This is a genomic window from Nocardia sp. CY41 (assembly GCF_009829325.1).
Taxonomy (GTDB): domain Bacteria; phylum Actinomycetota; class Actinomycetes; order Mycobacteriales; family Mycobacteriaceae; genus Nocardia.
Genome location: NZ_VUOS01000012.1, coordinates 236,976 through 256,802 on the forward strand (window position 1 = coordinate 236,976; position 19,827 = coordinate 256,802).

Sequence of the window (19,827 nt, forward strand, 5' to 3'; positions counted from 1 at the left end):
ACGACAGACATCGAGACTGCGATTCACTCGTCGGACGGGACACGGACACAGCCGGCCCGGACGTCGGCGGTCGGGTGGCCATCCGAGCGTTATCGTCCTCGCCGGTCGACCCGTTGGCAACTCGGCGCGGCCCGCGCAACTACCGAACGGAACCGTTGTCACGACGCAGGCCAGCGGGAATCCCGTCGGATCGGATGCGTCGGCGGAACCTCGACGAACACGATCGGCACACCGTCGGGATCGCGCACCCACATCTCGTGCAAACCCCACGGCTCCTCGACCGGGGCCCGATCGATCGCGATGCCCTTCAGCGCCAGTTCCGCGGCGGCGTCCGTCACGTCGCGCACCTGGAGCCAGATCGCGCCCTCGAACGACGACGACCTGCCCGACCCGCCGTGCGCGGCCACCTCGATCAGCGACTGTCCCGCGAAGAAAACCGTGCCGCCCGGATACTCCCGCGCGACGGCAAGTTCCAGCCCGTCCCGATAGAACGCGAGCGTGGTCTCGTAGTCGGCGGGCCGCAGGATGACCCGGCTGCTGAGGATGTCCATGTCAGAAGTACCAGGGGTAGGGGGTCCAGTCCGGCTTGCGTTTCTGCAGGAACGCGTCGCGGCCTTCGACGGCTTCGTCGGTCATGTAGGCCATCCTGGTCGCCTCGCCCGCGAACAGTTGCTGGCCCACCAATCCGTCGTCCAGCAAATTGAACGCGTACTTCAGCATGCGCTGCGCCTGCGGCGATTTGCCGTTGATGTCGGCGGTCCATTCCAGGGCGACGTCCTCCAGTTCGGCGTGATCGACGACCTTGTTCACCGCGCCCATCTGGTGCATCTCCTCGGCGGTGTACGGACGGCCGAGGAAGAAGATCTCCCGTGCGAACTTCTGGCCGACCATCTTGGCCAGGTACGCGCTGCCGTAACCGCCGTCGAAGCTGCCCACGTCCGCGTCGGTCTGCTTGAAACGCGCGTGCTCGCGGCTGGCCAACGTGAGATCGCAGACCACGTGCAGGCTGTGCCCGCCGCCCGCGGCCCAACCGTTCACCAGCGCGATCACCACCTTCGGCATGAAACGGATCAGCCGCTGCACCTCCAGGATGTGCAGGCGGCCCGCGCGGGCCTGGTCGACGGTGTCCGCCGTCTCGCCACTGGCGTACTGATATCCGCTACGGCCGCGGATGCGCTGGTCACCACCGGAGCAGAAGGCCCAGCCGCCGTCCTTGGGGCTGGGGCCGTTGCCGGTGAGCAGCACCGCGCCGACATCCGGAGTCATCCGGGCGTGGTCGAGGGCCCGGTAGAGTTCGTCGACCGTGTGCGGGCGGAACGCATTGCGCACCTCCGGCCGGTCGAACGCCACACGCACGGTGCCCTGCTCGATGTGCCGGTGATAGGTGATGTCGGTCAGGTTCTCGAATCCCGGAACGGGGCGCCACAGCTTCGGATTGAACGTCACCGGGCAATGCTAGGTCTCGTGCGGCTCGAAAGTCGTGGTCGGGCCCGTGAGCGGCGACGCTCCCGGGGCACCGGCGCCTCGCCTCCGGCAGTCTGCGGTGCCGTGCGGTCGCCAGGAAGCCCGGCTGTTCCCCCGGGATCGGCGAGACCTCGATTTGACGGTGTAAAACAACGCGTTACCGTGCAGGTATGAGCGAGCGAGTGAAACCGGTTATAGACCGGAGCGCGGTGGACCGATCCCGGTACGAGAAGCACGGCGGATTCCCGAAGGTCAGGGCGGCGAAGGTCGGGCCGGAATTCGGCGGGTTCGTGGAAGCCATGCGGACGTTGCAGGATCTCGCGGTGTCCGTGGACGCGCCGGACGACGTCTTCGGGGCCGCGCAAGCCAAAGCCCGCGAGCTGATCGAATTGCTGGAGCCCTACCGCGCCCCCGAGTTGCAGGGACCCGCGGGCCGCGCCGTCGAATTGCCGGGACGAGGAAGCCTTCTGCTGCTGCCGTGGCAGGTGGTCGCGGCGGGGCCGGACGGCATCGAGATGACGGGCGTGTTCCGCCGCTTCCATCTCGGCGGCAACGGCGCCGCGCACGGCGGCGTGCTGCCGCTGCTGTTCGACGACCTGCTCGGCATGATCGTGCACTACGCCGGACGGCCGATCAGCCGCACCGCGTACCTGCACGTGAACTACCGCAAGATCACTCCGCTGGAAACGCAACTGACGGTTCGCGGACGGGTCGACCGGATCCAAGGACGAAAAACTTTCATCACCGCCGAATTGCTCGATGAGCAGGGCGATCTGCTCGCGGACTGCGAAGGTCTGATGGTCGAGTTGCTTCCGTGGCAGCCGTAGCCGGGTGAATGCTGGCGCGGGTGCGTATAGTTGCCCTCGCTCGTTCATCGATACCGATCCGGAGGAACCTGAAAGTGGTTGCAGCACTGTCTGAATCCCTGCTCGACGACGCGAAGCGCCCGGCTTTCCTTGCCGATGCCGTCGAGGTTCTCGACGCCGAGGTGTCGGACAAGGGTGGTGCGTCCGGCCTGGCTGTGAAGGGTGGCTACGCGGCGGTCAAGAAGATCAGCCCGTCCATCGTCCCCGATGCGCTGGAGTCGTTGGCGCCCAAGCTGGTCGCGCAGCTGGAGCCGTTCTGGCAGGAGTACACCGCCTCGGGCAACGGCAAGTTCGCCGACCTGCTCGTCGCCAAGTCCGATGAGGTCGCCGAGGCGTTGCTCGCCGTCACCGACGCCCGGGCCGAGGCCTCCAGCCGCCCTGCGTTGCAGAAGGTCTACTCCTCGATGCGTTCCTCCGCCAAGAAGAACGTCATCGAGGCGCTGCCGCGGGTCGGCGACCTGATCGAGAAGCACGCCAAGTAAACCTTCATGGCTCGCGTCCGAGCGACCACCGCTCGCGACTTCGTCGCCTGCGCGGCGGCCACTCGGACGCGAGCCGGGCTGTGTTCGATTTCCAGCGCCTGCGGCGCTGGGTGTTCGCGGCCTTGTGGCTCGCGTTTGCGCGACCACCGCTTGCTCCTTCGTCGCCTACGCGGCGGCCGCGCAAACACGAGCCGGGCCGCGAACCGGCAATGCTCGGTCTCGCTCCGCTCGAAACCGGTAGTCGAGCCGGTGCCGTCGGTTGAGGAGGTAGGGCGACGACATAGGGCCTGCCCCCGTGATGTCGCGGCCGTGCGACGTCCGTCGGCAGGTGCGTCGTCGCCGTGGTTGTCCCCTCGTGGCGTAGGCGGAATGCCGCTTCCGGCTCGGCGTGAAGTGCTCGCCGTGCGGCGGTTGAAGTGAAGCTGCCCGGTATGCGTGGGTCCATCGAGGCGGGAGTACCTCGCAGCGAGCCGCGAGCCCCCCGGGTTGACGCAAGCCCGGTCTTGCTTCGGGGGAGTCGAGACGGTGCCGCCACCGCCGATTGCTTCGTCGTGGACCCGGCGGCCGGGGAGTGAGCCGGGCTGCGGACGGACAGTGGGCGAGGACACAGTGTGATTGCGAGCCTCCCGGCGGGGACTTCTCGTTGGCTGTCTGCCAGTCTGGAGGCGTGAACCCGTCTACAGCACAAGCGCACGTCGTCGTCGACGAGCTCGTGCGCGGGGGCGTGCGGGATGTCGTCCTGTGCCCCGGCTCCCGGAACGCTCCGCTGGCTTTCGCCCTTCAGGCTGCCGACGCGGCCGGGCGGCTGCGGCTGCACATGCGGATCGATGAGCGCACGGCGGGCTTCCTCGCCGTCGGGCTCGCGATCGCGAGCCGGCTGCCGGTCCCGGTCGTTATGACCTCGGGGACCGCAGTGGCCAACCTGGGACCTGCCGTGCTGGAAGCGAACTATGCCCGGGTCCCGCTGGTGGTGCTCAGCGCCAACCGGCCCTACGAGTTGCTCGGGTCGGGCGCCAATCAGACCGTGGAACAGTTCGGCCTGTTCGGCAGCCAGGTTCGGGCCACCATCTCGCTCGGTCTCGCGGAGGAGGAGGCGGGCGACGCCGATCACCCGCCCTACAGCCAGCAGAACAGCCAGTGGCGCTCCGCGGTCTGCCGGGTGCTGGCCGCGGCGCGCGGCACCCGCTCCGGCAACGCGGGCCCGGTGCACTTCGACGTCCCGCTGCGCGAGCCGCTGGTCCCGGATCTCGGGCCGGGCGAGACGGCGCCCGCGGGCCGCACGGGCGAGTGCGCTTGGACCGAGACGCAGTACGCGACCCTGGACGTGCCGCTCGATCTCGATCTCACGCCGGACACGGTCGTGATCTCCGGGCACGGCGCGGGGCTGCGGCCGGAGCTGGCGGAACTGCCGACCGTCGCCGAGCCCACCGCGCCGATGCACGGCCCAGCGCTGCATCCGCTCGCGCTGCCCTTGCTGCGGCCGAAACAGGCGATCATCACCGGCCGCCCGACCCTGCACCGGCAGGTCTCCAAGGTGCTCGCCGATCCGGACGTGCGGGTCTACGCGCTGACCACCGGCCCGCGGTGGCCCGACGTGTCCGGCAACGTAGTCGGCACCGGAACGCGCGCCGTCACCTCCGGGGCTCCCAGTGCGCAATGGCTGGAACACTGCCGCGAGTTGAACGCGAAAGCCGACCAGGTGGTGCGCGCCGAACTCGCACGGCACCCGAAACCCACCGGGTTGCACGTGGCCGCCGTCGTGATGGACGCGCTACGCGACGGCGACCAACTCCTGCTCGGCGCCTCCAACCCGGTGCGCGACGCCGCGCTGGTGTCGCATCCACGTCCGGGGATCAAGGTGCTGTCGAATCGCGGCGTGGCCGGCATCGATGGCACCGTGTCCACCGCGGTCGGCGCGGCGCTGCACCACGGCGGGCGCACCGTCGCGCTGATCGGCGACCTGACCTTCCTGCACGACGCGTCCGGCCTGCTGATCGGGCCCGGCGAACCGCGGCCCGCCGATCTGACCATCGTCGTGGCCAACGACGACGGCGGCGGCATCTTCGAACTGCTCGAGCAGGGCGACCCGCAATACGCGGGGGTGTTCGAGCGGGTCTTCGGCACACCGCACGGCATGGATCTCGCGGCGTTGTGCGCCGCCTATCGCATCCCGCACCGGCAGGTCGATCCGCAGCAGTTGGCCGTCGAGCTGACCGGGCGCGCCCATGGCATGCGAGTGCTCGAGGTGGCCACCGAGCGGTCCAGCCTGCGGGAACTGCACGCGGCGGTGCGGGCGAAGATCCAGCCCTGAGCGGCCGCCCGCGCGGGGCGGTCAGTAGCCGAATTCGTCCTCGGGGTCGTCGTCGAGCGGAACCGCGATGGACTGCTCCATCACGTCCGCCGGGTTCGCCTCCAAGACGTCGCGCTCCAGAACCGCTCGTCCGACGGTGTCGTCCTGCTCTGGCAGGTCGTCGGCGAGCACCGGTTCCTCCGGATACGCCGGAACGGACTGCTCGGCGAGATCGGCCTCCGGGACCGCGTCGGCAAGGGGATCTGACATCGTTGCGCTCCTCTCCGCGTGGGCCTCTCGATCGGCATACCCGTCGCGGGCCGCCGCAATCGAGGCGGACGATCAACTTCGACTGGATCGAGGATGCCTGTGGTCCGCCGCTACGGCAAGCATCGGTCCGGTCATGTTCACCGCTCTTCTCCGGCTTGCGGCGCGGTTCCGTTCGCGGGGTGCTCGACCACCGCGAGGGCGCGCCCGGCCATGAACCGCGCGGTCCGCACCGCCACTCCCGATCGCGTCACTTCGCTGACTTCCACCACGCCGCGCGCGATCCGTACCTCGACCCGCCGCCCCGCCCGGGTCGCCGCGATCTCGTAATTGCGAGACCCGCCGCCGACGTCGACGACGATCTCCACTCGATCACCCTTCATCTTTCAATTATCCGCTTATCCAGGACTTTTCAGCGCTACGAGTTGGTTGCGGAAAGACCCGCCGCTCAATTTCGCCGCCTCGCTTCGTCTCCATTCCCGGAGACGTCACACACCCCGAGGAGGCCAGATGAATCCCGAGTTCGACTTCGAGCCCGCGGCCGCCGCTTTGGCGAGCGTCGTCGGCGGCATCACCGACGATCAGCTCGCGGCGGCGACGCCGTGCGCCGACACCACGGTCCGCGATCTGCTCGCACACGTCATCGATCTGACCGAGGCGTTCCGTCAGTCGGCCACCAAGGAGGCCGTCGGCGGTTCGGTCGCGCCGCCTCCGCCTGCCGGGCGCGTCTTGCCTGCGGATTGGCGCGGGCGCATTCCGGCGCAGCTGGACGCCTTGGTGGCGGCGTGGCGGGAGCCCGCCGCCTGGGACGGCGTGACGGAGGCGGGCGGAGTGAGCGAGCCCGCGCCGGTGATGGCGAGGATCGCCCTGGACGAGGTGGTCGTGCACGGCTGGGATCTCGCGAAAGCCACGGGTCAGCCCTTCACCTGCGACGCCGGGCATCTGGGCGTCCTGCTGGACATGCTGCGTGACACACCGGCCGAAGGCGTGCCCGGCCTGTTCGGCCCGGTGGTGCCGGTCGCGGCGGAAGCGCCGGCCCTGGAGCGGGTCCTGGCTTTCACCGGCCGCCGCGCGGACTGGAACGCGGCGGCGGTGCTCGGCTAGCCGACCGGCGGGGAGCCCGCGGACACGAACGTGCCCGCGGCCACGGCGTCGACCGCGGCGCGCGCGGCCGTATCCGCCGCGGCGTCGTCTATCGGGTCGCCGCTGGCGAGCAGCCGGTAGTAGAGCGGTGCCGACACCGCCGACAGCACTGCGCGCGCGTCGGTGTGCTCCGGCGCTTCGCCGCGCGCGACGGCGGCCGCTACACATGCCGACCATTCGGTGAGGCGCACGTCGTAGAAGCGGCGCAGGGCGGTTGCGGCGGACTCGTCGCAGGTGGCGGCCGCGATCACGGCGCGAAACAGCCGGCCTTGGCGAGGATCGGACAGTGTTCTCGCGACCAGGCGGGCGTTGGCGGTGAGATCGCCGAGCAGGGAGCCGGTGTCGGCGCGCGGCAGCGACTGCTCGGCCATGTCGACCAACAGGTCGGCGATCAGGCCCGTGGGTGTGCGCCAGCGGCGGTAGACCGTGGTCTTGCCGACTTCGGCGCGCGCGGCGACCTCACCGAGGTCGAGGTGGGCGAAGCCGCGTTCGGCCAGCAGGTCACCGGCCGCTCGCAGGACGGCGGCGCGGACTCGCGCGGTGCGTCCACCGGGGCGAACGGATCCCGGGGTGGTCTCTTCCGACTCCATAACGGCACTCCAGTTTCATTTGTGCGCGAACGGGTGTACCGTTCGAAGTGTTAAAGGAACTATAGACCCTTTAGGAGGGTGATCCAGTGAATGTTCGGACGGAGGACGCGCAGATGGAGTACCGGCGGCTCGGCGCATCGGGGCTGCACGTCCCGGCCTTGAGCTTCGGCGCGGGCACCTTCGGCGGTCGCGGCGAGCTGTTCGGCGCGTGGGGCGACACCGACGCCGGCCAGGCGCGGCGACTGGTCGACATCAGCTTGGACGCGGGCGTGTGCATGTTCGACACCGCCGACGTCTACTCCGACGGCGCATCCGAGGAGGTACTCGGCGCCGCCGTGAAAGGCAGGCGTGATCGCGTGCTGCTGTCCACCAAGGCGACGCTGCCCACCGGTCCCCGGCCGGCGGACGCCGGTTCCGGGCGGGCCAGGTTGATCGGCGCGGTGGAGGGCTCGCTGCGCAGACTCGGCACGGACTACATCGATCTGTTCCAGTTGCACGCCTTCGACGCGGGCACGCCGGTGGAGGAAGTCGTCGCCGCGCTCGACGATCTGGTGCGCGCGGGCAAGATCCGCTATGTCGGCGCGTCGAACTTCGCGGGCTGGCAGCTGATGAAATCCCTTGCGGCGGCGGATCGCAACGGTCTGACCAGGTATGTCGCGCATCAGGTCTATTACTCGCTGGTCGGGCGGGATTACGAGTGGGAACTCATGCCGCTGGGCCGCGACCAAGGCGTCGGCGCGGTGGTCTGGAGTCCGCTCGGCTGGGGGAGGCTCACCGGCAAGATCCGGCGCGGGCAACCGCTTCCGGAAGGCAGCCGTCTGCACCGGACCGCCGAGGCCGGACCGCCGGTGGACGACGCGAAGCTCTACGACGTGGTGGACGTCCTCGACGAGCTGGCCGCCGAAACCGGCAGGACGGTCCCGCAGATCGCCCTCAATTGGCTGCTGCGCCGCCCCACCGTCGCCACCGTCATCGTCGGCGCCCGCAACGAGCAGCAGTTGCGCCAGAACCTCGGCGCGATCGGCTGGGAACTCGACGCCGACCAGATCGCCCGCCTGGACAAAGCGAGTGGAACCACCCCGCCTTACCCCTACTACCCGTACTACCGCCTCCCGGACTTCACCCGCCTGAACCCGCCCGCGGTGTGAGCGAATTCGAAGGTGGACCGTTGATCCGTTCGGATAGGCGTGGCTGTGAAGCCGAACTCGCCAATAGTGATCTCGGCCGGCCCATCCAAGCGGTCCAGGTCGTACATCGCCTCTCCCAGGTGGGTGGACATCAAGTCCATCCACCACTCCCAGGGAGATTCGGGCCTGCCGTGCAGAGCATCCTCCGCGATCTTGCGGTAGTACTCCCGCAGTGTGCCCGGGGCGAATCGCATGGGTATCGGAGTTGGCAGCGCCACGCTATCGCGTTCGATGATGTACGGAACGCCATCCCGTAGCGCGATTCTCAACCCTTCCCAGCTGCCGGCTCGAACGATCGAGTCTGTCAGCTCAGAGTACGTCGGCTCAGTCACGGCAAGCCTTTCCCTCCCGGGTAGGCAGTGATGATCGCTCCGTCACTGCCAACGATAACGGTGGGCTCCATTGTTTTCGCGATTTGCCCGGTGACGTGGTTGACGAGGTAGATCTGACCCGAGAAGCAAGTCTTTCCTCCTCGCGCCGGGGCGGTCCGGTCTGGTGCATCGAGGGATTTGGCAATCGCGATATCGGCGATATCGCGCCAGTTCTCTCGTTCGATGCGAATCTCGAGTTCGATCACAGAGTTGGACGGCGGTCGGCGTAACCGGGTTCACGAATGTGACTGCGATCACCGAAGTCGTGCGAGGCGTGTGAGGAGTCGGGATGAACAGTCAGTACACGTCGCGGACGTAGCGCTTTTCGGCGACGAGTTGTTTCTTGAAGGCCAGGGCGCCATCCTCGTCGAGTTTGCCGTGGATGCGGGCGATGCGCAGGAGGGCCTCGTCGACGTCGGCGGCCATGCGGCCGGCGTCGCCGCAGACGTAGAAGTGGGCGCCGTCGCGCAGCCAGGACCACAGCTCGGCGCCGTGCTCGAGCATGCGGTGCTGCACATAGATCCGCTCTCGCTGGTCGCGGGAGAAGGCCAGGTCGAGCCGGGTGAGGAAGCCGGAACGGAACATGTCCTCCAACTCGGCGCGGTAATAGAAGTTCTGCGCCGCGTGCTGATCGCCGAAGAACAGCCAGTTGCGCCCCGTGCAGCCGAGGGCCCTGCGTTCCTGCAAGAACCCGCGGAAGGGCGCGATGCCGGTGCCAGGGCCCACCATGATCATCGGCACCGACGGGTCGGCCGGGGGACGGAAATGCGGCGCGCGCTGCAGGAAGATCGGCACCGCCGCGTCGGCGCCCGCTCGATCGGCGAGGAAGGTCGAGCACACTCCGCCGCGCCGCGCCGCCGACCCGGTGGCGGCCGGGTCACCGTAGCGCACGACACCGACGGTCAGCTCCACCTCATCCGGGCTGACCAGCGGGCTCGACGAGATCGAATACTGGCGCGGCTGCAGCTTCTTCAGCGTGCCGAGCCACTCCACCAGATCGGCCCGCACCGGGAAATCGCGCAGCACGTCCACGGCCTGCCGGTCCCACAGGTAGTTCGCCAGCTCGTTGCGGTTGTCCCGGCGCAGCAATTTGGCGAGTTTGCCGCTGTGGTTGCGCTCGGCGAGGAAGCCGAGCAGGTCGTGGCCGACCTTGGTGATGTCGTAATGCGTGCGCAACGCTTCGGCCAGGGTGAGTTCGCGTTCGTCCACCTCGACCGCGCGGCGACCGTCCAGTCCGGTGGCGGCCAGCCATTCGGTGACCAGCGCATCGCTGTTCACCGGCCAGACGCCCAGGGAATCACCCACCTCGTACCCGCCGTCCAGGCCGCGCAGATCGAACCCGAAGCGGCGCACCTCTTTCGGCGATCCTTCGGCCGACAGCAACTCGTTGCGCAGCAGCGGAGCACGCAGCGGTGCGGCGCGGGTGAACGGCGCGGGAGCCGTGCGGGTTCGTACCGGCGCCGGTGCGGCAGCGGGCGATTCCAGCGTCGCGACGCCGCCGCGGGATGGGGAGCGACCCGGACCGGTTCCGCCGCGCACCGGCAGATCGGCGGGGGAGCCGGGCTCCGCGTCACCGAACGCGGCGAGCACGTCGTCGAGCCAGCGCTGCGCCGCGTCTTCGTAGTCGGGTTCGCTGTCGACGCGCGGCAGCAACCGGATCGCGCCGAGTTCGGCGAATTTCTCGTCGAGTTTGCGGCCGTAACCGCAGAAGTCGTCGTAGGAGGAATCGCCGAGGGCGAACACCGCGTAGCGCACACCGGTCAGCCGCACGACCGCGCCGGCGAGACGCTTCCAGAAGTCGGTTCCGTTGTCCGGCGGCCCTCCGTCGCCGAACGTGCTGCTGACCACCAGCACGTCGCCCTGGATCGTGTTCAGGTCGCAGGAGTCCAGGTCCAGCAGTCGCGGCACGAAGCCGTGCCCGGCCAGATGCGCCGAGACGGCGGCCGCGAACTCTTCGGCGGTGCCGGTCTGCGAGGCCCACAACACCGTGATCGCGCGAGCGGCCGCGCTCTCGTCCACCGCGGGCGCCGGGGCCGCAGTGCCACGCGAGTACATCCCGGCCAGCAGCCCGTCGACCCACAGCCTGCTGTGCGCGGACATCGGCGCCGAGTCCGGGAGCACCGGCTGACCGGTCACCGGAAGCGCCTGCAGCGCCGCCAGATAACCACTCAAGTAGATCCGCTCGGTCTCGCTGAGCGTGGGCGCGGTGCCGCCGTCGAGACCGAGCACGGCCGCCAGCGGGTGCACCGCCTGCGCCGCGGGCAGCGCGGCGGGGACCTCCGGTTGCGGCACCGCCGCCACCCGGCGCAGCGCCACCGCACACGCCTTGAACTCCGGTTGCAGGGAGTCCGGATCGACCGCGTCATTCGTGACCGCGTTGATGGTCAGGTATTCGCCCTGCTCGTCGTTCCAGTGGAAAGGCACGAAGCAATCGCCCGGCCGCACCCGATCGCCGATCAGCACCGGTAGCACGGCGCGGCCACGGCGCGAGGCGATCTCGAGCTGATCGCCGGCACGCAGGCCGAGACGCTCGGCGTCGGCCGGGTGCACCTCGACGAACGGCGCGCCGTTCAGCTTGGTCAGCTTGTCGATCTTGCCGGTCTTCGTCATCGTGTGCCACTGGTGCTGCAGGCGGCCGGTGTTCAGCAAAAACGGGTAGTCGTCGTCCGGCATCTCCTCCGGCAGCATGTGCGGCCGCGGCCAGAACACCGCGCGACGGCTCGGCGTGGCGAAGGCCAGCCGGGGCCGGTGCCCGTGCTCGTCGGCGAACAGTGTCTGGCTGACGCCGTCGTTCAGGTAGCGAATCGGATTACGCCTGTGTTCCGGCCGCGCGCACGGCCACTGCATCGGCCCTTCGCGCAGCGCCTCGTAGCTCACACCGCGCAAGTCGTAGCCGGTCGCGGGATTCGCGAAACGGGTGATCTCGTCGAACACTTCGGCGCTGGAAGCGAAATCGAAGCCGGGGAAGCCCATGGCGGAGGCGATGTCGGCGATGATCCGCCAGTCCGGCCGCGCGTCGCCGGTGGGGTGCACCGATTGCTGCAGCAGGGTGAGGTTGCGTTCCGAATTGACCATCACCGCGTCCGCCTCCGCCCACAGCGTGGCGGGAAGCAGCAGGTCGGCGTAGGCGTTGGTCGCGGTCTCGGTGTAGGCGTCCTGGGCGATCACCAGTTCGGCCGCTTCCAGTCCCGCGATGACGGTCTTGCGGTTGGACACGGTGGCGACGGGGTTGGTGCAGATGATCCAGGCCGCTTTGATCGTTCCTTCGGCCAGTTCACGGAACATCTCCACGGTGCCGGGCCCGGCTTCGGTGCGCAGCGTGCCGGGCTCCAGCTCCCACACGGTCTCCACGAACGCCCGGTCCTCGGCGGAGAGCAGGCTGCGCTGACCGGGCAGGCCCGGACCCATGTAGCCCATTTCGCGCCCGCCCATCGCGTTGGGCTGCCCGGTGAGCGAGAACGGCCCGCTCCCGGGACGGCAGATCGCGCCCGTGGCCAGGTGCAGGTTGCACAGCGCGTTGGTGTTCCAGGTGCCGTGCGTGGACTGGTTGAGCCCCATCGTCCACAGCGACATCCATTCGCCGGCCTCACCGATCCACCGAGCCGCGGTGCGGATGTCGGCCTCGGCCAGCCCGGTGATCTCCGCCACTCGCCGCGGCGGATAGTCGGCGAGGAACTCCGGCATCGCGTCCCAGCCCTCGGTGTGCTCGGCGATGAACTCCTCGTCGATGTGGCCGTTCGCGACCAGCAGGTGCAGCAGCCCGTTCAGCAGCGCCAGGTCCGTGCCGGGAGCGATCTGCAGGAACAGGTCCGCCCGCGCGGCGGTCTCGGTGCGCCGCGGGTCCACGACGATGAGCTTGGCCCCGGCCTTCAGCCGGTCGGCCATCCGCAGGAACAGGATGGGATGGCAGTCGGCCATGTTCGCGCCGATCACGAAGAACAGGTCGGCGTGCTCGAAGTCGTCGTAGGATCCGGGCGGCCCGTCCGCGCCGAGCGACTGCTTGTATCCGGTCCCCGCGCTGGCCATGCACAGGCGCGAGTTCGCCTCGATGTGCATCGTGCGCAGATAACCCTTGGCCAGCTTGGTCGCGAGGTACTGCGCCTCCAGCGACATCTGCCCGGAGACGTAGAGCGCGATCGCGTCCGGCCCGTGCTCGTCCAGGATCGCGCGCAATCGGGTGGCGGCCTCGTGCACGGCCTCGTCCACGGGGAAGGGCACCGGGACCTGACCCCGTTCCGAACGCCGGTAGGCGGTCTCCATCCGGCCGGTGGTGCGCGTCAACTCGGCGTGCGTCGCGCCCTTGGTGCACAGCCTGCCCGCGTTCGCCGGATGCAGTTTGTCGCCGCTGACCTTGGCGATCACCGGCTTCCCCGCGCCGTCCGGCGCGGTCGCCACCGTGATCCCGCAGCCCACGCCGCAGTACGAGCACGCCGTTCGGGCGATGCCGTCGCTGTGGCCGGTCACTGGGTCGGACATGCCTTCGATCATGCGGATCGCCGATTGCGCGGGATTTACCCCGCGTTATCGCCAGGTGACATTCCACCTCACCGTGCTCGAAATCGGCGGTGAGGTGTGACCGAGGTCTCCGGCTCAGCCCAGTTTGTACGCCCGATGCAGCGCGACGACGCCTCCGGTGAGGTTGCGCCACTTCACCGACGACCACCCGTTCGCCGCGATCCGCATCGCGAGCCTGCGCTGATTGGGCCAGTCCGAGATGGATTCGGCCAGGTAGACGTAGGCTTCGGGATTACTGCTCACCATGCGCGCCACCTTGGGCAGCGCCTTCATCAGATACTCCAGGTACACCGTGCGGAACAGCGGGAGAACCGGCGCGGAGAACTCGCACACGACCAACCTGCCGCCGGGTTTGGTGACCCGCAGCATCTCGCGTAAGGCCAGGTCGGTGTCGGCCACATTGCGCAGCCCGAAGGAGATCGTCACCGCGTCGAAGGAGTCGTCGGCGAACGGCAACGCCATGGCGTCGGCCGCCACCATCGGCACGTCACGAAAGCGGCCAGCGCTGAGCATGCCCTTGGAGAAGTCGGCCGCCAGGCACCAAGCACCGGATTTCTGCAGCTCCAGCGTCGATACACCGGTGCCGGCGGCGAGATCGAGCAGCCGTTCGCCCGGCCGCGGCGACAGCGCCCTGCGGGTCGCCCAGCGCCAGTAGCGATCCTGCCCCGCGGAGATCACCGTGTTGGTCAGGTCGTATCGCCGGGCGACGCCGTCGAACATCGCCGCGACTTCGTGCGGCTGCTTGTCCAGCGAGGCCCGGTTCGATTGCGTTTTCGCCACGCCAAGACCCTAACTCGCGGTCTGTTACGAACCGAGCGCGGCGCGTGGATACTTCCGTCACGCCCGAGGGGCCTCAGGCCGTATGCGGCAACCGAATCCGCGAGCCGGTCACTTCGGCGTAATGGCCGATCAGCTGGGTGCAGATGGCGGGCCAGGTCCGCGACAGCACCGACTTCCTGGCCGCTCCGGCGAAGCGGTTGCGCAGCTGCGGATCGTGCAGCGCCCCGACGGCGCTGGGCAGCAACTCGCCGAAGCGATCCACCGGAAGCAGGTAGCCGTTGCGGCAGTGGGCGATCAGGTCGCGCGGACCGCCCGCGTCGGGGCCGATCACCGGGACACCCGACGCCAAGGCCTCCTGCACGCCCTGGCAGAACGTCTCGTGCTCCCCCGCGTGCACCATCACGTCCAAGCTGGCGTACGCCCGCGCCAGCTCGTCGCCGCCGAGTTCGCCGGTGAACACCGCGGTCGGCATCGGTCGCGCGAGCCGTCGGCGTTCCGGCCCGTCGCCGACGATCACCAGCTGGACACCGGGGTCGGCGCCCAGCACCGCCAGCCGCTCGACGTGCTTCTCCGGCGCAAGCCGCCCGACGAAGCCGACCAGCAGCCGGTCCCGGCCCGCGCGCCAGGCGTCGCGCAGCTCGGCGGAGCGGGCGCTGGGCGTGAAACGCGCGGTGTCGACACCGCGTCCCCACCGGTGCACGCGCGGGATGCCGTGCCGGGCCAGATCCTCGGCAGCCGCCCGGGACGGCGCGAGCGTCCTGGTGGCTCCCTCGTGGATACGCCGGGTCCAACCCCATGCGGCACGACCGGCCAGCCCCAGTCCGTAGCTCTTGGCGAAGCCGGCGACGTCGGTCTGATACACCGCGACGGTCGGCAGATTCAGCCGCAGCGCCGCACCCAGACCGCCTGCGCCGAGCAGGAACGGCGAGGCCAGGTGCACCACGTCGGCATCGAAGTCCTCGATGGCCGAGACGATGCCCGGCTGCGGCAGCCCGACCGGCAGCGAACTGATCTTCGGCACCATGACGGCGGGCACCCGATGGACCCGGAAACGCTGGTGCTCGCGCGGAGCCGGGGGCTGCCCCCTCGGGGTGTCGGGCGCGATGATCAGCGCGTCGTGCCCGTGCCGGTCCAAGTGCTCCAGCACCCGCAGCACGGAGTTGACGACGCCGTTCATATTCGGCAGGAACGACTCCGCGACGATCGCTACACGCACCTCCTCAGCCTGACCGGTACACCGCGCCGCGCCGCCACACCGAAGTGAAGCGCACGGAAAGATCCGGCGAACTGTCGGAGCGCCGCCGGTCTTCGCCCGGCGCCGGGAGGTCAGGCCTGAGGCGCGGGGCGAGCCACCGGCTCGGCACCTCGGCTCCGGCGGGAGAGCAGCCACAGCGTGGGGAGCGCGAGCAGCCACACCACCACGATGACCGACAACGCGGGCGGAATCGCGACGCGCACATCGCGGCCTTCCACGCGCACCAGGTCGGGGTCGCTGCGGCTGTATTCCACCCGGATCCGCTCACCCGCGGTCAGGTTGGTCGGGTACAGCACGCCGACCTTCGGATTGTGTGTCTCGCCGTCCGGTGTGACGTACATGACCGCCGAGCGCAACCGCCCCGCCGAGAGCACTTCGGCCGTGGTACTGCCCTTGTCCGAGCTGATCAGGTAGTCGTTGCGCCACGCGGCCAGCACCAGCAGCCCGACGAGCACGCTCACCGCCGTCGCGGCGATCAGCACCCCGATCCTCGCCCGTCGCAGGCGGATCGGCCGCCCTCGAGACTGGCTGGTTTCCGACACCGCCACAGGCTACCGACCGGCTCGGCTACGGTGGCGGCCATGTCCCGAAAATTCAGCTTCACCGTGCCATATACCGTCCCGGTCGAAGATCTCCACCGGGCACTCACCACCGACGACGTCTGGCGGGCCCGCTTCGCCGACGCACCGACCGCGACGCTGGACCTGTCGCACCCCGATGGCGCGGGCACCATTCGCATCCATATGACCGAAAAGGCCGCGGAGGACAAGGTACCCACGCTGGTCCGCAAGGTGCTCAAGAGCGACCTCACCTTCTCCCGCACCGACAACTGGCAGGCGCTGGTGGGCGAGGTCGCCAAAGGCACCTTCGAGGCCACCACCGGCGGCATCAACACCGCGATGTCCGGGTCCTACGAAATCCGTTCCACCGCGGAGGGATCCGAGATCGAGGTGGCGGGCACCGTGCAGGTGAAGGTGCCCGTGGTCGGCGGCGCGATCGAGCCGCTCGCCGAGCAGTTGCATCATCGGGTGCTCAACAGCGAGCGCAAATTCATCGAGGAGTGGTTGTCGGCGAAGCCGACCGCATGAACGCGCGTTGCCCCGGCCCGGCCGGGGCAACGCCGCCGGCCCTACGCGAAATCCTGCGGTGAGTACGCCTTCGGCTCGACCAGAACCAGCCAGTTCCCGGAATTGTCCCGGACGATCGCCTCGGTGCCGTAGGGCCGTTCGGCGGGCGGCTGGACGAACTCCACGCCCTTGGCGGTGAGTTCCTCGAAGGTCTTCTGGCAGTTCTCCGTCCGCAGGCCGAGAGAGCCGTGTGTGCCGTTGGCCAGCGCGCGCCGAACGGCGTCGGCGTAGTTCTCGTCCAGCGGCGGACCCGGGAGCATCAGGGTGATCTCCAATTCCGGGTGCGCGGGATGCGCGACGGTGACCCAGCGGAAACCGTTGTCGCCCATCGTGACGTCGCCGGTCTCGACGAACCCGAGCTTGTCGACGTACCACTCCTTCGCGGCGGTTTGGTCCGTGACGTACACCGTGACCAGGGAAACATTCGTAATCGTCGTCATGCGGGCCAGGCTATGGCGGCCGCCCCGGCACCGGCTTCTCCGAAATTGCGCCGTTTGCTCAGCCGCGCGGCTTGCGGTCGGAGAGCCCGTGCATGAAGACGAAACAGCCGGGAACGCGCGGTGCGCCGTCGGCGAACTTCGCCTGGTACTCCGACGGCGTGACGCCGACCAGCTGCCGGAACTTGCTGCTGAACGAGCCGAGGCTGCTGTAGCCGACCAGCATGCACACCTCGGTGACGGTGAGATTGGTCGCGCGCAGCAGGTCCTGGGCGCGTTCGATGCGCCGCTCGGCCAGATACGCGGCCGGGGTCAGGCCGTAGACGGCGGCGAACGCGCGCAGGAAGTGGTATTTCGACACCCCGGCGGCCGCCGCGAGCCCGTCCAGATTCAGCGGGTCGGCGTAGTGCCGGTCGGCCAGGTCCTTGGCGCGGCGCAGATGCGGCAGCAGATACAGCGCGGGCAATCCGCGCGCTCGTCGTCCGCTCATCGCGCCTCCCGTGCCTAGGCGAACGGCGGACGCTCGTCGAAGCGCAGCGACGCCCGGCCCGCCATCCGCCAGGCCCGCGCGGTCAGGTCGACGTCCTCGTCGGTCACCAGATTCCCCATCACCCGGACGGCCGTGCGCTGCAAGTATTTCGAGCGCAGCACGGGAGGGCCGCCCAGCGGCACCATGCGCGGATGCGTGGCCAGGCCCGCGATCCGCCGGGCGACCGAGAACGTGCGTCCGTAGCGGGCACGCAGCACCTGCGGCCAGACCGCGCCGAGGTCGGGTTCGTCCAGCAGGTCGGCCAGCATGTGACCGCCCTCCAAGCCGTAATCGATGCCTTCGCCGTTGAGCGGGTTCACGCACCCGGCGGCGTCACCGATGAGCACCCAGTTGCGTCCCGCGACGTTCGACACCGCTCCGCCCATCGGCAGCAGCGCCGAGGCCACCGCGCGCAGCGAGCCCTCGAATTGCCATTCCTCCCTGCGCAGCGCGGCGTAGTGCGCCAGCAGCGGCTTCAACGCGACATGCGAGGGCCTGCGTTCCGTCGCCAACGACCCGACACCGATGTTCACCTCGCCGTTGCCGAGCGGGAACACCCAGCCGTAGCCGGGAACCAGCTCGCCGGAGGCATCGCGCAACTCCAGATGCGAGGTGATCCACTGATCGTCGCTGCGGCCGGACCGGATGTAGGCCCGCGCCGCGGTGCCGTAGGCGTATCGCCGATGCCAGACGCGGCCGAGCAGCCGCCCGATCGGTGAACGCACGCCGTCGGCGACCACCAGCGTCCGGCAGGCGATCGCACGCGTGCCGTCGGCGGTCCGCACCGTCACGCCCGTGATCCGGTCGACCTCGCGGGTGACATCGACCACTTTCGTGCCGTCCACCATGCGCGCGCCGGACTTCACCGCCGTCTCACGCAGTTTGTCGTCGAGTTCGTTACGCGGAACCGCGCTTCCGTACGTCGGGAAGGAACCGCCCGGCCAGCTCAGCAGCGCCTCGCGGCCGAAGCCGGTCATCCGGAGGCCGTGGTTGACGATGTGCGCGCGCACCCACTCGCCGAGACCGAGCTGCTCCAGTTCCGCGGTCGCGCGCGGAGTGAGCCCGTCACCGCAGGTCTTGTCCCTGGGAAAGACGGCCGAATCGATGAGCAGCACGTCCCGTCCCGCCCGAGCCGCCCAGGCCGCCGACGCCGATCCGGCCGGGCCCGCGCCGACGACCAGCACCTCGGCGCGGCTGGGCAACGCGTCCTCGTCGCTCGCGGGACTCGCTTCCGGTGCACCCATGCGCTCCATACTCGCAGGGCCGTCGCACCCATGTCGACGGCGGTCGCGCTCGCGTCGTGGACGATCACCGCCGACGCGCCGCGATCGTGGCCGATCCACCACAGAGTGACGGTGTTCATGGGCCATCCGACCGGGACACGCTAGGTTCTCTACCGTGGGGTCGGACGCATCGCTGGGAGAAGAAATGAGCACATCGGCCATGAGCGAGCGGAGCGAGCGAATCATGGACACGGCGCACGGCGGAGCCGGGAGCGACGCGAGCACGGTCGTGGCCGGAGTCGACCTCGGTGACAGCGTGCTGGCCGACACCGTGCGCAACGGCCTGGCCGAAGTCGAGAAACTCCTGGTCGAGGAGCTATCCGACGGTGCGGAATTCCTCCAGGAGGCCGCCCTGCACTTGGCCAAGGCCGGCGGCAAGCGCTTCCGCCCGCTCTTCACCATCCTCACCGGGCAGCTCGGCCCACGCCCCGCCGATCCCGCGCTGATCACGGCGGGCACCGTCGTCGAGCTCGTGCACCTGGCCACGCTGTACCACGACGACGTCATGGACGAGGCCCCCATGCGCCGCGGCGCTCCGAGTGTGAACTCGCGGTGGGGCAACAACATCGCCATCCTGGCGGGCGACTACCTGTTCGCGCACGCGTCCCGGCTGACCTCCACCCTCGGCCCCGACGCGGTGCGCATCATCGCCGAGACCTTCGCCGAACTGGTCACCGGTCAGATGCGCGAGACCATGGGCGCTCGGGAGTCGCAGGACCCGGTCGAGCACTACCTGCGCGTGGTGTGGGAGAAGACCGGATCGCTGATCGCCGCGTCCGGCCGCTTCGGCGGCACCTTCTCGGGGGCGGACCCCGAGCACGTCGAGCGTCTGGCCCGCCTCGGTGACGCGGTCGGCACCGCCTTCCAGATCTCCGACGACATCATCGACATCTCCTCCGCCTCCGAGCAGTCCGGCAAGACTCCCGGCACCGACCTGCGCGAAGGCGTACACACCTTGCCGGTGCTGTACGCGCTGCGCGAGGAGGGCGCCGACGGCGATCGTCTGCGCAAACTGCTGGCCCGTCCGCTGGAGACCGACGACGAGGTGGACGAGGCGCTCGCCCTGCTCGCCGACTCGCGCGGCATGACGCTGGCCAAGGAGAAACTGCAGGGCTACGCCGACCTCGCCTACGCCGAGCTGTGCGCCCTGCCCGGCGGTCCCGCCAACGACGCACTCGAGCGGCTGGTCCGCTACACCATCGAACGCGTGGGGTGAGCGCGGCGCGGATGCACCGGAACTT

General features: G+C 69.4%; 20 protein-coding genes. 7 read left to right on the forward strand and 13 right to left on the reverse strand.

Annotated elements, in window-relative coordinates:
- Positions 1–158: 158 nt before the first annotated feature.
- Both GVY64_RS14910 and GVY64_RS14915 read right to left on the reverse strand, forming a co-directional pair.
- On the reverse strand, positions 159–551 hold the full coding sequence (locus GVY64_RS14910) for a VOC family protein (protein WP_159841690.1): 393 nt from the start codon (positions 549–551) through the stop codon (positions 159–161).
- A gap of 1 nt (position 552) precedes the next feature.
- On the reverse strand, positions 553–1,446 hold the full coding sequence (locus GVY64_RS14915; RefSeq protein WP_159841692.1) for a 1,4-dihydroxy-2-naphthoyl-CoA synthase: 894 nt from the start codon (positions 1,444–1,446) through the stop codon (positions 553–555).
- Positions 1,447–1,634: 188 nt separating this feature from the next.
- Between GVY64_RS14915 and GVY64_RS14920 the strand changes: the two genes are divergently transcribed.
- From GVY64_RS14920 to menD, 3 genes are all read left to right on the forward strand, one after another.
- Positions 1,635–2,291, forward strand: a complete 657-nt coding sequence (locus GVY64_RS14920) for a PaaI family thioesterase (protein ID WP_159841694.1) — start codon at positions 1,635–1,637, stop codon at positions 2,289–2,291.
- 74 nt (positions 2,292–2,365) lie between these two features.
- Positions 2,366–2,812, forward strand: coding sequence for a DUF6918 family protein (locus tag GVY64_RS14925; protein WP_159841696.1), 447 nt, complete (start codon positions 2,366–2,368; stop codon positions 2,810–2,812).
- Between the two features lie 667 nt (positions 2,813–3,479).
- Positions 3,480–5,123, forward strand: a complete 1,644-nt coding sequence (gene menD / locus GVY64_RS14930) for a 2-succinyl-5-enolpyruvyl-6-hydroxy-3-cyclohexene-1-carboxylic-acid synthase (RefSeq protein WP_159841698.1) — start codon at positions 3,480–3,482, stop codon at positions 5,121–5,123.
- A gap of 21 nt (positions 5,124–5,144) precedes the next feature.
- On the opposite strand, the gene GVY64_RS14935 is transcribed toward menD, so the two are convergent.
- Positions 5,145–5,372: a hypothetical protein gene (locus tag GVY64_RS14935; protein WP_159841700.1), complete on the reverse strand. Its 228-nt coding sequence runs from the start codon at positions 5,370–5,372 to the stop codon at positions 5,145–5,147.
- Positions 5,373–5,509: 137 nt separating this feature from the next.
- Positions 5,510–5,752, reverse strand: coding sequence for a hypothetical protein (locus GVY64_RS14940; protein WP_159841702.1), 243 nt, complete (start codon positions 5,750–5,752; stop codon positions 5,510–5,512).
- Between the two features lie 127 nt (positions 5,753–5,879).
- Between GVY64_RS14940 and GVY64_RS14945 the strand changes: the two genes are divergently transcribed.
- Positions 5,880–6,473 (forward strand): TIGR03086 family metal-binding protein, encoded by a 594-nt coding sequence (locus GVY64_RS14945; protein WP_159841704.1) that lies wholly within the window; start codon positions 5,880–5,882, stop codon positions 6,471–6,473.
- Here the strand turns inward: GVY64_RS14945 and GVY64_RS14950 are convergent.
- Complete coding sequence (locus GVY64_RS14950; RefSeq protein WP_159841706.1) at positions 6,470–7,102, reverse strand: TetR/AcrR family transcriptional regulator; 633 nt, start codon at positions 7,100–7,102, stop codon at positions 6,470–6,472. The two genes, GVY64_RS14945 and GVY64_RS14950, sit on opposite strands and share 4 nt — an antisense overlap.
- A gap of 113 nt (positions 7,103–7,215) precedes the next feature.
- Here GVY64_RS14950 and GVY64_RS14955 point away from each other — a divergent pair, with 113 nt between their 5' ends.
- Entirely contained in the window at positions 7,216–8,250 is a 1,035-nt protein-coding gene (locus GVY64_RS14955; protein WP_159841804.1) for an aldo/keto reductase, read from the forward strand.
- Positions 8,251–8,617: 367 nt separating this feature from the next.
- Here GVY64_RS14955 and GVY64_RS14960 read toward each other — a convergent pair whose 3' ends face one another.
- The 5 genes from GVY64_RS14960 to GVY64_RS14980 form a co-directional block, all read right to left on the reverse strand.
- Complete coding sequence (locus GVY64_RS14960) at positions 8,618–8,866, reverse strand: hypothetical protein (protein WP_159841708.1); 249 nt, start codon at positions 8,864–8,866, stop codon at positions 8,618–8,620.
- 91 nt (positions 8,867–8,957) lie between these two features.
- On the reverse strand, positions 8,958–13,136 hold the full coding sequence (locus tag GVY64_RS14965) for a bifunctional nitrate reductase/sulfite reductase flavoprotein subunit alpha (RefSeq protein WP_201298015.1): 4,179 nt from the start codon (positions 13,134–13,136) through the stop codon (positions 8,958–8,960).
- Positions 13,137–13,250: 114 nt separating this feature from the next.
- The gene (locus tag GVY64_RS14970; protein ID WP_159841710.1) at positions 13,251–13,955 is read right to left on the reverse strand and encodes a demethylmenaquinone methyltransferase; all 705 of its coding nucleotides are present in this window, start codon (positions 13,953–13,955) and stop codon (positions 13,251–13,253) included.
- 73 nt (positions 13,956–14,028) lie between these two features.
- A complete protein-coding gene (locus tag GVY64_RS14975) occupies positions 14,029–15,171 on the reverse strand; it encodes a glycosyltransferase family 4 protein (protein WP_159841712.1) in 1,143 nt (380 codons plus the stop codon).
- Between the two features lie 110 nt (positions 15,172–15,281).
- Positions 15,282–15,752 carry a DUF3592 domain-containing protein gene (locus GVY64_RS14980; protein ID WP_159841714.1) on the reverse strand — a complete coding sequence of 157 codons (471 nt, stop codon included), beginning with the start codon at positions 15,750–15,752 and terminating at the stop codon, positions 15,282–15,284.
- 39 nt (positions 15,753–15,791) lie between these two features.
- Here GVY64_RS14980 and GVY64_RS14985 point away from each other — a divergent pair, with 39 nt between their 5' ends.
- Positions 15,792–16,298, forward strand: a complete 507-nt coding sequence (locus tag GVY64_RS14985) for a DUF2505 domain-containing protein (protein ID WP_159841716.1) — start codon at positions 15,792–15,794, stop codon at positions 16,296–16,298.
- A 41-nt stretch (positions 16,299–16,339) separates the two neighbouring features.
- Here GVY64_RS14985 and GVY64_RS14990 read toward each other — a convergent pair whose 3' ends face one another.
- Genes GVY64_RS14990 through GVY64_RS15000 form a run of 3 tightly spaced genes read right to left on the reverse strand, consistent with a single transcriptional unit; the run spans position 16,340 to position 18,547 of the window.
- The gene (locus tag GVY64_RS14990) at positions 16,340–16,777 is read right to left on the reverse strand and encodes a VOC family protein (protein WP_159841718.1); all 438 of its coding nucleotides are present in this window, start codon (positions 16,775–16,777) and stop codon (positions 16,340–16,342) included.
- Positions 16,778–16,835: 58 nt separating this feature from the next.
- Positions 16,836–17,264: a helix-turn-helix transcriptional regulator gene (locus tag GVY64_RS14995; protein ID WP_159841720.1), complete on the reverse strand. Its 429-nt coding sequence runs from the start codon at positions 17,262–17,264 to the stop codon at positions 16,836–16,838.
- Between the two features lie 14 nt (positions 17,265–17,278).
- Complete coding sequence (locus GVY64_RS15000) at positions 17,279–18,547, reverse strand: geranylgeranyl reductase family protein (RefSeq protein WP_159841722.1); 1,269 nt, start codon at positions 18,545–18,547, stop codon at positions 17,279–17,281.
- 223 nt (positions 18,548–18,770) lie between these two features.
- Here GVY64_RS15000 and GVY64_RS15005 point away from each other — a divergent pair, with 223 nt between their 5' ends.
- Entirely contained in the window at positions 18,771–19,802 is a 1,032-nt protein-coding gene (locus GVY64_RS15005) for a polyprenyl synthetase family protein (RefSeq protein ID WP_159841808.1), read from the forward strand.
- Positions 19,803–19,827: the final 25 nt, after the last annotated feature.